Genomic DNA, 682 nt, shown 5'->3' with positions numbered 1-682 from the left:
AGCTGGAGTTGCTAGTAATCGCGAATCAGCATGTCGCGGTGAATACGTTCCCGGGCCTTGTACACACCGCCCGTCACACCATGAGAGTTGGCAATACCCAAAGTACGTGATCTAACCCGTAAGGGAGGAAGCGTCCTAAGGTAGGGTCAGCGATTGGGGTGAAGTCGTAACAAGGTAGCCGTAGGAGAACCTGCGGCTGGATCACCTCCTTTCTATGGAGAAATGAAGAATCAAGATGTTTCTTCGTACACGAATTGCTTATACTAACTATTCTGTTCAATTTTGAGCGATCATGCTCAAAGTAATATGGGTCTATAGCTCAGCTGGTTAGAGCGCACGCCTGATAAGCGTGAGGTCGATGGTTCGAGTCCATTTAGACCCACCATTATGTTCTTTGAAAATTGCATATAAAATGATAATATATAACTTCAAACATATTGAGAAGTAAGCCAAGAAATATTCTTTGTGATATTAAATGCAAAACTTTGAAAAAATGACTGAAGAGTTTTAACTTGAAAAATAGTTAGAATTGAGTTTTGATTATGAAAGAATAATCAAATGAAGATAGGTCAAGCTACAAAGGGCGCATGGTGAATGCCTTGGCATCAGGAGCCGATGAAGGACGTGATAAGCTGCGATAAGCTTCGGGTAGGCGCACATAGCCAGTGATCCGGAGATTTCC

At 42.7% G+C, this 682-nt stretch carries 1 tRNA gene and 2 rRNA genes; all 3 read left to right on the top strand.

Annotation, left to right across the window (positions count from 1 at the left end):
• Window positions 1-212 (top strand): 16S ribosomal RNA (locus tag H8R92_RS13050); the annotation flags it as partial.
• A 96-nt stretch (window positions 213-308) separates the two neighbouring features.
• Window positions 309-385 (top strand) — tRNA-Ile (locus tag H8R92_RS13045).
• Window positions 386-567: 182 nt separating this feature from the next.
• Window positions 568-682 (top strand): 23S ribosomal RNA (locus H8R92_RS13040); the annotation flags it as partial.

It is taken from the genome of Clostridium lentum (genome assembly GCF_014287815.1).
GTDB classification, from domain to species: Bacteria; Bacillota; Clostridia; order Clostridiales; family Clostridiaceae; genus Clostridium; species Clostridium lentum.
Note: the sequence above shows the minus strand (reverse complement) of the source record. Positions and strands in the feature narration are given on the sequence as shown.